Here is a 9,745-nt window from a genome sequence, read left to right on the forward strand (position 1 = left end):
CTCGTCCGGCATGACGGCGAGGGGGTGTTTGGGTAGATTAAGCCCCCACCGCCGTCTTCCCGCACTTGATGCGGGATCCAGTAGGAAATCACCTCAGATAAAGGCCTAGCCAGATCATGCGATTGGCAATCTGCACATACACTCTCAAACTACGACATGCCCTATTACATCTACATCACCGCAAGTCAGAGAAACGGGACGCTCTACACGGGCGTCACCAATAATCTGGCGCGCCGCATTCATGAGCATCGGGAGAAGGCGGCAACCTCGTTTACTGCTCACTATGGCGTGTCTCAGCTGGTTTATTACGAAGAATTCGAGCGTATTGGGGATGCAATCGCTCGTGAGAAAAAGCTGAAACGTTGGAGGCGGGCATGGAAACTGAAGCTAATTGAAACACTTAACCCAGCCTGGCGTGATCTGTATCGGGACTTAAGGTGACGGCTTTGCTAATAGTTCTAGATCCCGCATCAAGTGCGGGATGACGGCGGTTAGAGGAGCATTGCGTGGATCATCTCACACCCCACCCCTTGCATTCCCGCGCATTTACCTATATCTCCCGAGGCAACGCGCTTATCGGGCATATGCTTGGAGCGCCACCCCGCTGCCTGCAATATATTTAGCAAGGCAGCCTGCTCGAGTGGGATGTAACACGGGCACGCACCGTGGTCCGCAGCGTTTCTAGGTCGCTTTCAAAGCTCCTCTCAAACTCCATGGATCTCAATTTTAGCCAGTCTGGCCGCGTAGATGTATGTCTGCGGGGTATATGCTGGCGTTTAATCTATGAGTACCTGCCTGATCCCATATCAGGGGGCGTGCTCTGCACATCTTGGAAGTACGAGAGTGAAGAATTTTGACGAAGCTGGCCTAGCAGAGCCTATCCTGCGCGCTGTAAAAGAAGAGGGCTATGAAGCCCCAACCCCAATCCAGCGTGAAGTAATTCCGCACATGAAAGCGGGCGAGGATATCCTCGGCATCGCGCAAACAGGCACCGGCAAAACAGCAGCTTTCGTGCTGCCGCTGCTGACCCGTCTGGCAGAAGACCGCAAAAAACCAGCGCCGCACACCTGCCGTGCGCTTATTCTTGCGCCAACCCGTGAGCTTGCCTCCCAGATCGCCGATAGCGTGCGCACCTATGGCCAGTATATCGGCCCATCAACTGCCGTGATTTTTGGTGGTGTGAAACCCGGCCCACAGCTGCGCGCCCTGTCCAGAGGCCTGGACATTGTGATCGCCACTCCGGGCCGTCTGGAAGACCACATGAGCACCGGCGGCATCAAGCTGGACGCCACAACAACAGTGGTACTGGACGAAGCCGACCAGATGCTGGACCTTGGCTTTGCCCCAGCCATCCGCCGTATTCTTGGCAAACTGCCAAAAGTGCGCCAGACAGTGCTGCTCTCCGCAACCATGCCACACCAGATCCGCAAGCTGGCCAAAGAGTTCCAGACCAACCCGCGTGAAATCTCCGTGGCGCCGGTCTCCCGTCCAATTGAGAAAATCGAGCAGTCCGTTCGCTTCCTCAATTCAAGCTCAAAACGGGCTGCCCTGCAGGAAATCCTGTCAGAAAAAGACATCGAACGCGCCATCGTCTTCACCCGCACCAAGCGCGGGGCAGACCGTGTCAGCGGTCATCTGGACAAAGCAGGCCTCAGCTCAGCAGCCATCCACGGCAACAAGAGCCAGCGCCAGCGCGAAAGATCGCTTGATGGCTTCAAAAATGGCTCCATCAAAATCCTCGTGGCAACAGACATCGCTGCCCGCGGTATTGATATTGATGGCGTCAGCCACGTGGTCAACTACGAGCTGCCAAATGTGCCGGAAGCGTACGTTCACCGCATTGGCCGGACAGCCCGTGCAGGCAAAAGCGGTGTCGCCATCTCCTTGTGTGATGGAACCGAACAACCATACCTGCGCGATATTGAGCGCTTGATTGGCCGCAAAATCCCGTCTGGTGATGGCGATTGGGCGGACGGCGAAATGCCTGCGTACGACCCAGCAAACGAACAGACACAGCTGAAACGCCACAAGCGCCCGCAAGGCAACCGTCGCCGCAGTGGCGGTGGTGGCGGCGGTGCAGGCCGCTCAACCGGTGGGGCTGGTCGCCCAGCTGGCGGTGCAGGCCGCAACGGTGCCGCACAAGGCAGCAAACCAGCAGGTGAGGCAGGCGCAAGACCAGCCGGTGCAAAGCCAAATGCAGGTCGCGGTCGTGGCGGCAAACCAAATGCCAATGCGCGTCCAGCTCAGAAAAACGGCCCAAACCGTAGTCAGAGCAACAGACCACGCCGCGCAAAACCAGCAGCCGCGCAGCGCTGATTTCATAAAACACGCCGGGGCTCACAAGCCCCGGTTTTGCTTTCAAGCCTCAGTGGTCTCTGCTGTCTCGTCCTCCGCCCGAGTACCAAAACCGGCAGGCGAGACGATCTCGATCAGCTCAAAATCCTCAGAATGCTCAATCTCGCGGTGGCGAATGCCCGCTGGCTGCACCACGCAGTCCCCCGGCTTCACCGTGCGGATGCCATGCCCCTCATACTCAAACCGCGCCCAGCCTTTCAGCACATAATAAAACTGAAAGGAGCAATCATGCACATGCCACTGACCTGTCGCATTGTGCCCCTCACGCGCTTTAATCACATGCGCAACCACAGCCCCGTTGGTGGCATCAGCCACACCAAGGTCGCGATATTCAAAATAACTCCGCAACCCCCGCGCCTCAAACTCCCCAGCCTCACCTTCGCTGTGGCTGAAACTCTGTTCCTGTTCCATAAAAATCCCTCCCTCTTCGTTGGGTAGTAGGGACCGTCAGGGCAGGGAACGTCAAGTTACAGATAAAGATAGCTGGCCGTCGTGAAGTAGACCAACACCCCAAGCACATCATTGCTGGTGGTGATGAAAACACCCGTCGCCGCCGCCGGATCAATGCCAATCTTGTCTAGAACCACAGGCACCGTCGCCCCCACCATCGCCGCAACCGTGGTGACGATGACCAGCGACGAGGCAGCCGTAAGCGCCAGCCACACGGGATCATGAATCTCAAACAGCACGGCCCCAATGCTGATGAGCACAGTCAGCACACTGCCTGCAATCACTCCGTTGGACAGCGCCCCGCAAAACTCCTTCCAAAGCCGAAACAGCGTACTGCCCGTCCAGATAGACCCCGTCGCAATGCCCTGCACCGCAACAGCAGACGCCTGAAGCCCGGAATTGCCCGCCATCGACATGATCACCGGAATAAACGCCGCCAAAATAGCCGCCTTCTCCAGCTCATCCTCAAAAGACCCAACCACCAGCGCGGCAACAGCAGAGCCAATCAACCCCGTCATCAACCAGGGCAACCGGCCTTTGATGATCCGGCGCACGGAGTCTGAAGGCCGCGCTTCCGGCGAAACCCCACCCATCAACATCAGGTCTTCCGAGAGCTCCTCACGCACAATCTGGTTCATCTGCTCAGTCGTAATCCGCCCAATCAGCTTCCCGTCAACGTCAATCACCGGCATAGAGGAAATCTGCCGCTTCGCCGCCTTACGCAGCACATCCTCCTGATCCATTTCTGCCGACACCGCCAGCACATTGGCATCCATCACATCCCCAATGCGTGCTTTGGGCTCCAGCGTCAGCAAGCGCGTCACATCCAGCCGCCCCACCAACCGGTATTTTGCATCCACCACAAACACAGTGCGAAACCGTCCCACCAGATCATACTGGCTCTTGATCGCGGCAATCGCCTTCCCCGCCGTATAATCCTCGTTGAATGCCACAAACTTCCGGCTCATCAACCGCCCGGCCGTATCCTCCCCATGCAAAATCCGCTCCTCAATCTCCGCCCGCGCATCCAGCTGCGGCACGATGATGTCGAGCAAGGTCTGCGGAAACTCATCGAGCGTATCCGCCAGATCATTCTCCTTCAGCGTATTGAGAATCTCCACCAGCCGCGTGGTCGTCCCGTCTTTCAGCAGCTCAGCCCGAAAATCCGGATAAAGCTCAGCAAGGATCTTGGTGGAAGGCCGAATAGGCAGCAGCGCAAACAGCTTGCGAGCGTCCGGCAGGGGAAGGGCAGTCAACAACTGCAGCAAATCCGTGGGCGACCACTTCTTCAACCGCTTCACCAGCCAGCTGGTCTCGTGCGCACGCAGCAAATGGCGCACCGTCTTCAGCACCTGCTTGTTGTGCTCATGCGCGGTGGTGTCTGTCTTGCTGCTCCACTGAAGTGGCTTCTTGTTCTTTGCCATCCTCCGCACCTTTGTTTGGGTACGATATTTGCCTGTGCAGACCATGCCTCAGCGAAGTAAATCTCTCCCTAAGATCAAGCAAAACCAATGCTGTTTTTCTATAGCTAAAGTTTTCAAAGAATACCGCAGCCCACAATGAGAAAGCCTTTATGAAATCTAAGTTATGAGGGGCCTTGCACGGGTGGTTATATCAGCGCCCAACAGCATAAAATGACGCACACCAGCGTCTACATATTGGAAAATCTCCGAGAAAGATGTGCCATGCTCAACTGGATCTCTCCAAAACTGTGCGTTCAGATTGTAGCTGCTTCGTTCCTTTCGCTTTTGGCAACCGGTTTTCTGATTAACTCCTCAATGGCTCAGGACAGTTACGCTCAGGCAGAACCCTACGAGGAACTGAGTGGAGCGGGATCCATGTATCCAGACGTCCTGTTCAATGAGACACTGCGTCTCTTCAAAACATCAAACCCCGAGATCGAAGTGCGATACGACCCGATCGGCAGTGGAGCTGGGGTGCTGGCATTGCAGGCTGGCAAGGTCGATTTTGCTGTCTCCAGCGCTCCGCTGGAAGCGATCCTCGAGCAGGACCTTGATATTGATGCCGCCGATGAGCCTGTCGCCATAGAGGACAAACTGCTGGAGATCCCCATCACCGCAGGCATGCTCGGCATTCTTTACAATATTGAGGGTGTTGGCCACTTGAAGCTCACGCGCAACGCGCTCTCCGGTATCTTCGATGGCTCCATCCAATACTGGAACCACCGTGAAATCCGCATGGTGAACCCGGATCTGCGCTTGCCAAAGCTGAAAATCACCATTGTTGGCCGTAGTGATGCCAGCGGCGCAAACCTTGCCCTCTCCAAGCACTTGTACACCGCCGAAAATGCATGGTCTGGCAAATCTGCCAGCATTTGGCCACTGGAAACCTTCCCGAAAGATGCTGTCCTTGTGCCCAGTTCTTCTGAGGTCGTCACCAAAATCACAGAGAACAATGGCTCAATCGGCTATGCCCCCTCAGCCTTTGGCAGCACACTGGGAATCCCGATGGCCCTGGTCGAAAATCAAAAGGGCAACTTCGTAGCACCCTCACTCAATGCCGGAGAAGCAGCCATCGAGGAGATCAGCAGAAGTGGCGATCCGCTCTCCATTGATGAGATTCACAACCCTGAAGCTCCCAGCGCTTATCCCATCATTTCATTCTTTTGGCTGGTGACGGAAGATGTCTACCCTGATGTGAAAACCGGTACTGCGGTGCGCCAGTTTGCTGAATTCGTTTTGAGCGGACAGGCAAGGGGAGCCGCAATTTCATCCGGCTACATCCCGCTTCCGGCCAACATGCGCGCAGATGCCAAGAAGCTGGCAGCAACCATTCACTAAAATAGAGCGGATCAAACGACGATCCCACATGCAAGCATTTCAAACAAAAAAGCGGCGGAAATGATCCCGCCGCTTTTTGAATTTAGTATGAAGTTTGCTTATCTAGGCTCGCTACGCAAACCTTTGACGATTGCAAAACATGCGCCAAGCAAGATAATTGCAAACGGGAAGCCGGTTGAAACCGTCATCGCCTGAAGGCTGGAAAGACCACCGCCAAGCAGCAATGCAATCGCAACAAGGCCAACCAAAGACGCCCAGAAGATGCGCTGCTGAACCGGTGCGTTCACTTTGCCACCAGCTGTAATGGTATCGATCACTAAAGAGCCGGAGTCTGAAGACGTCACAAAGAATGTGATGATCAAAACAACACCCAGTACAGATGTGATTTCAGCAAGTGGCAGGTTGCTCAGCATCTCGAACAGCTGAATTTCAGTCGCCGCACCTGCAATTTTGCCAAGGGTAGAAGTTGCTTCCAGCTCAATCGCTGTGCCGCCAAAGGCTGTCATCCAGAGGGTGGTAACAACACTTGGAATAACCAGCACGCAAATCATGAACTCACGAACGGAGCGGCCACGGCTGATGCGAGCGATAAACATGCCCACAAACGGTGCCCAGGAGAACCACCAAGCCCAGTAGAAAGTTGTCCAGCCCTGACGGAAGTTATCGTCAACGCGGCCAACTGGGTTGGAAAGTGCTGGCAGATATTCCAGATAAGCTTCCAGATTCCAGAACAGCTTCTGCAGGATGTCCAATGTTGGACCAGCCAACAGAACAAAACCAAGCAGCAAAGCAGCGGTGATTACGTTGAAGGTGGAAAGGTGTTTAATGCCTTTATCCAGCCCCATAACAACGGAACAAAGTGCAATAGCAGAGATCGCGATGATCAAAATGACTTTGGTTGTTGTCGTGATTTCAAGACCAAACAAATGGTTCAAACCAGCATTGGCTTGTTCTGCACCAATACCCAGAGAGGTTGCCAGACCAAACATGGTGGCAAACACAGCCAGAATATCAATCACGTGACCCGGCCAACCCCAAACACGCTCACCCAGAATTGGATAAAAGATAGAGCGGACGGTCAGCGGCAGGCCTTTGTTATAGGAAAACAGAGCCAGGCCAAGAGCAATCACAGCATAAGTTGCCCATGGGTGCAGGGCCCAATGGAAGATGGTGGAGGCCATGGCAAGGCGCTCTGCTTCCGCACCGCTCAGCGCTTCACCACCCAATGGGGCCCAGCTGCTGCCAGAAGTGATGGAAGAGAAATGGCCAAGTGGCTCAGCCACGCCGTAAAAGACAAGGCCGATGCCCATGCCCGCAGCAAACAGCATGGAGAACCATTCGCTGTAGCTGTAATCTGGTTTTGCATCTCTGCCGCCGATGCGAACCTTTCCCAGTGGAGACACAATAAGGAAGAGGCAAAGCAACACAAAGATATTGCCGGCAATTAGGAAAAACCAGTCAAAACTAGAAGTGAGCCAAACACGTAGATCACCAAAGACCGGACCAATAGCGTCTTTATAGAGCAGAGTAATTGCAACAAAAATTGCAATCGCAATACTGGAAATAGTGAAAACGATATTGTGGACGTCAAACGCAACACCAGCGATTCGCGGTGTAATATTGTCTTGTCCTACTTCATAATCAGTATCAATAAGATTGGACGGCCCTTCGGGGGCCGGAATAAGATCTGCGCAGGTTTGATCAGTCATACTGGTCCTGTTTATTGGCAGATATCCACGCATGCAGCCCGAGTGCGCACGTCACGTGGATTTAGCAGCTCAACCAAGAGCCATGATCCGCTTGTTAGCCATCTGCCGCGAAAGCTCATGGGCGAGCTTATACGATCACTGCCAGAAATGGGTTCCACGCACAAAGGGCGGAAGCTGGCAACGCGGTTGCCTCCATGGCGGAGGCACAGATGGATAGCGGTGCCATACAGCGAAAGTGATCTGGCTTAGCAAGAAGCCGTCGCTGACAGTGATTGGTTAGGCACCACTTGGTGTGCGCGAAACCTACAAATTTAAATGCATTACACACAAGAGTAAAAATACTTAGTCTTGGGGATAGCTTTTGCCGATTTGCCTGATCCTGCAAAAGCAATATCAAAGAGACCTAAAAACCTGTCTCACATCTCTAAGCTTGTGATCTTCATATTCTATTTTCGGGCCTCATACTGCTCGAACACGCCAGTTTCAGAGAATACCAATCTCTTCCATGTTGTGTTGACTGCGCAAAGATGAAGATATTTCAGGTATAATGAGGCGCGTGAGTAGGGCTGCTCTCTTATTGATGGCTTTCTCATAGCAAACCTTAGTGTGAGACGTGAGGTTCGGACGCAGCGCAGAAAATACCATTCAAAGTAAGAGCAGCTCAGTTTCGGCTCCGTGGGAAGTTGGATCCGTTGCATTTTGGAGCATGTTGCATTCGGCCTTACGGCGAGAGGTGCAATCGAGGTGTAAGGTGGCGATGATGTTTGAGGCGAGAGCGTGAAGTTGCCATCTATGACCTGAAGGGCGAGCTGTGGTTAGAACTCAGTTTCACGCCTGACTCAGATGCTCGCTCAGACTTTGAAACAGATTTATGGCACGCTCTGGAGTTCCACACCCAAACAGCGGTTCCCTATCGATTTATAACAGAGAAGGAGATCAACTTTGCGTTTGAATATAAACCCAATGCTGATCTTGGAGGCTGCGATCTGGGCGATGAAGCTGCATCTACATGGTGTCGATCAGACTATGAGGGTAAAGCCTATATATAAAGTCACATTGCTCTGGATTGCGAAGTGAAAACCCAGCTCCTCAGAACTGGGTTTTGTTGGTCCGATCTCGATAAGTTAAGATAGCGCCCATTTAGCAACGATGTCTTCAGCACCTTTCAAAAGATCCGCATCGTAAGAGCGTGTTGTGACCGCAATGTTCTCTTTCACCTGCCATTCCTGATAGGCTCCGGTAATAATGGGCCCGACCGCATCCTGCGCCATCAACCACCCCATAGCCAGATGGGCCAGAGGCATACCGGCTTTTTCAGCGAAAGCTTTCAACTCGTCAGCACAGCCGAGATACTTCTCCAGTAGCGGAGAATTCAGTTTCGGGTTATTGGCGCGATCATCATTTTGGTCAAAGTTACCACTTGCTTTGAAGGTTCCTGCCAGCAATCCCTGCATTAATGGGCTATAGGGCAAGTACTTGAAGTCATGCTCCTCGCAAAGCGGAATGATCTCATCACGACTACGGTAGCTCAGCGGTATGTTATGATAATGCGTGGCATTCGGCTCCAGAAGGTTATAAAGCCCCTGATAAGTTGCCAGCTCACAATGTTGCATCAGCTCTTTAGTCATCTTCAATGAGAAGTTGGAGACACCCAGATGTCGAACCTTCCCACTCTCCACAACAGCACGTAAACCTTCGGCGGTCTCTTCAACAGGTGTATGGGGATCAGGCCAATGGCACTGCAGCACATCAATATATTCTGTCTGCAAACGCTCGAGTGATTGATCCACCTCTTCTATAATAGAAGCTTTGGTCAGATTGTTTTTGACAGCTCTTTCCGGATTGTTCCAAACTAGCCCGCATTTGGTGGCAATATACAGTTGCTCACGTTCAAAGGTCTTGAGGGCCTCACCCAAAAGCGTTTCCGCATGCCCAAGCCCGTAAACCGGTGCGACATCAAAGAAATTGATGCCCAGCTCAACGGCTGTTCGCATGGTTCGGATAGAGGTTTGATCCTCTGTGTCATTCCAGGTGCCGCCCACAGCCCAGCAACCGAACCCCAACACTGACGCATTCATATCTTTCAAAGCTCTGAAAATCATTGTTATTTCCGCTATTAAAACTCCCAGGGAGAGGGGAGCACACAAAAATAAACAGCGCAATGCGCCATAACCGCCTTTCCAGACCTGAAGCTGATGATCAAAACCGCCTCCTTTGCGGGGATAGTTTTTTGGTTTGCGTTTATAAGATTTGATAGAAGGAGGATAAGTGCTGTCTCTCAGTTGGGCGGAGCAAGAGGCATTTGCTGATGCCGTTCTTAGTCCTTCGTCTTCCCAAACGTACTGTTTCATTGCCGTCTTGAACATTTGAGCGCATAAAAACGCTGTTTCGCGCAAAATCACGCAAACGAACGCAATGGCGGGGCTTTCC

General features: G+C 53.1%; 8 protein-coding genes. 4 read left to right on the forward strand and 4 right to left on the reverse strand.

Going from position 1 to position 9,745, the window contains the following annotated elements; genetic code table 11:
* The first annotated feature begins 156 nt into the window (after positions 1 to 156).
* Together PsW74_RS08920 and PsW74_RS08925 are read left to right on the forward strand one after the other, a co-directional pair.
* The gene (locus PsW74_RS08920; RefSeq protein WP_063289754.1) at positions 157 to 441 is read left to right on the forward strand and encodes a GIY-YIG nuclease family protein; all 285 of its coding nucleotides are present in this window, start codon (positions 157 to 159) and stop codon (positions 439 to 441) included.
* Between the two features lie 402 nt (positions 442 to 843).
* A complete protein-coding gene (locus PsW74_RS08925) occupies positions 844 to 2,316 on the forward strand; it encodes a DEAD/DEAH box helicase (protein WP_063289755.1) in 1,473 nt (490 codons plus the stop codon).
* Between the two features lie 42 nt (positions 2,317 to 2,358).
* On the opposite strand, the gene PsW74_RS08930 is transcribed toward PsW74_RS08925, so the two are convergent.
* Complete coding sequence (locus PsW74_RS08930; RefSeq protein ID WP_063289756.1) at positions 2,359 to 2,766, reverse strand: cupin domain-containing protein; 408 nt, start codon at positions 2,764 to 2,766, stop codon at positions 2,359 to 2,361.
* A 56-nt stretch (positions 2,767 to 2,822) separates the two neighbouring features.
* Positions 2,823 to 4,229: a magnesium transporter gene (mgtE, locus tag PsW74_RS08935; RefSeq protein ID WP_063289757.1), complete on the reverse strand. Its 1,407-nt coding sequence runs from the start codon at positions 4,227 to 4,229 to the stop codon at positions 2,823 to 2,825.
* A 261-nt stretch (positions 4,230 to 4,490) separates the two neighbouring features.
* Here mgtE and PsW74_RS08940 point away from each other — a divergent pair, with 261 nt between their 5' ends.
* Positions 4,491 to 5,606: an extracellular solute-binding protein gene (locus tag PsW74_RS08940; protein ID WP_063289758.1), complete on the forward strand. Its 1,116-nt coding sequence runs from the start codon at positions 4,491 to 4,493 to the stop codon at positions 5,604 to 5,606.
* 98 nt (positions 5,607 to 5,704) lie between these two features.
* Here PsW74_RS08940 and PsW74_RS08945 read toward each other — a convergent pair whose 3' ends face one another.
* The gene (locus PsW74_RS08945) at positions 5,705 to 7,315 is read right to left on the reverse strand and encodes a BCCT family transporter (RefSeq protein WP_057464735.1); all 1,611 of its coding nucleotides are present in this window, start codon (positions 7,313 to 7,315) and stop codon (positions 5,705 to 5,707) included.
* A gap of 764 nt (positions 7,316 to 8,079) precedes the next feature.
* Here PsW74_RS08945 and PsW74_RS08950 point away from each other — a divergent pair.
* Complete coding sequence (locus PsW74_RS08950) at positions 8,080 to 8,364, forward strand: hypothetical protein (RefSeq protein ID WP_063289759.1); 285 nt, start codon at positions 8,080 to 8,082, stop codon at positions 8,362 to 8,364.
* A gap of 75 nt (positions 8,365 to 8,439) precedes the next feature.
* On the opposite strand, the gene PsW74_RS08955 is transcribed toward PsW74_RS08950, so the two are convergent.
* Positions 8,440 to 9,717 (reverse strand): aldo/keto reductase, encoded by a 1,278-nt coding sequence (locus PsW74_RS08955; protein WP_208987911.1) that lies wholly within the window; start codon positions 9,715 to 9,717, stop codon positions 8,440 to 8,442.
* Positions 9,718 to 9,745 lie beyond the last annotated feature (28 nt).

Origin of the sequence: Pseudovibrio sp. W74 (assembly GCF_001623085.1) — a bacterium.
Taxonomy (GTDB): domain Bacteria; phylum Pseudomonadota; class Alphaproteobacteria; order Rhizobiales; family Stappiaceae; genus Pseudovibrio.